Annotated in this window: 1 protein-coding gene; it reads right to left on the reverse strand. The window is 60.8% G+C overall.

What is annotated here, in order from left to right; all coding sequences use genetic code 11:
* Nucleotides 1-1,332 (reverse strand): methyltransferase (locus tag J5224_RS28070; RefSeq protein WP_264628398.1); only part of this gene is annotated, 1,332 nt, incomplete at both ends.

A 1,332-nucleotide genomic window follows, 5' to 3' on the forward strand; every position in this document is an offset into this window, starting at 1 on the left:
GAATAGGCGGATTTATCCAATTCCGGCAGCACGTGACGGTAGGGCTGCATATCGCCACTTCCCGCATGCAACAGCACACAGGGGTGCGATGACACGCCCGCCGTTTCCCATAAGGTCACCAGCGGAACCGGCGTGGATGACGCCGCCGTTTGGTTTTTTTCCACTTGACGCAGTCGCGCAGACAGGGCTTTTAACGTCGGATCTTGCAGTAAATGACGCAGTAAACTGCCCCAGGTCAGGGCGCTGGCTGCGGCGACACGCTCGCGCAGTCGGCCAATCATGCGCGACAGCAACAGAGAATCGCCGCCACAGGCATAAAAATCCGCGTCCCGCGTAACAATCTCGGTATCCAGCACCTCGCTCCAGATAGCGGCAATGTCGTGTTCCAGCGCGTCACACAGCGCATCGCCTTGCACCTGTGACGCTGCGGTTGACGCGTGGTTCAACAGCGTTTGCGCCAACGCTGGCCTATCGATTTTGCCACTCGCGTTGCGCGGCAAGGCATCCCAAACATGCAGTTGGGTCGGGATCATGTGCGCCGGTAAACGCGTTTGCAGGTACACCCGCAGGCGCGCATCGCACACACTGGCGCGATCGGTTTTGAACTGAGCAATAAAAACGCCCTGTCCCGACGTTGCCAATGCGCTGTGCGCGGCAGGTGCGCAGTCAAGCAACGTCGCGCCGGCCTGCTGCAATAAATCGAGCCACTGTTCACGGGTAAAGAAGGTCTGGTCGGTCTCGGCGCGCAGGTCGGTGAACCCGGTCAGCTCGGGGAAAAACTCCATCGACACCAACAGCGGGTAGTTATGACGCCGCACCGGCTCAATGAACACCAGAATGCCGCCCGGTGTCAGCAGTTGCGCCAAACCGGCCAGCACCTCGCCCGCATGCCGCGCATTGTGCAGCACGTTGGCGCACAGGATGACATCCATGCTATTGGCCTGCATCCCCTGCGACGCGGCGGGCAGGTTCATATCGAACAGGCCGTAGTGCATACCGTGGTAGTTAGCGAAGCGTTTACGCGCCTCTGTCAGGAAGAACGTCGACAAATCGGTAAACCAGTATTCGGTACCATAGGCCGCCAGTGCCGGCACCAACTCGCTGGCGGTGCCCGCCACCCCCGCCCCCACTTCCAACAGGCGCAATGGGCGATCGCACTGCTTGGCAAATTCGGTAATGGCCGCAATGGCGATGGCATTCATACTGCGGCTTGCCACGTTATCACGGTAAGCGGCCTGCGCCGTCGACAGTTCGCCTTGCGGAAACGGCAGCGCGCGTACATCGCGCTCACCGCCCAACAGCCCAGCGAGATCCTCACTCGACGCCCGGCTG

The sequence above is a fragment of the Candidatus Symbiopectobacterium sp. NZEC135 genome, from assembly GCF_025962695.1.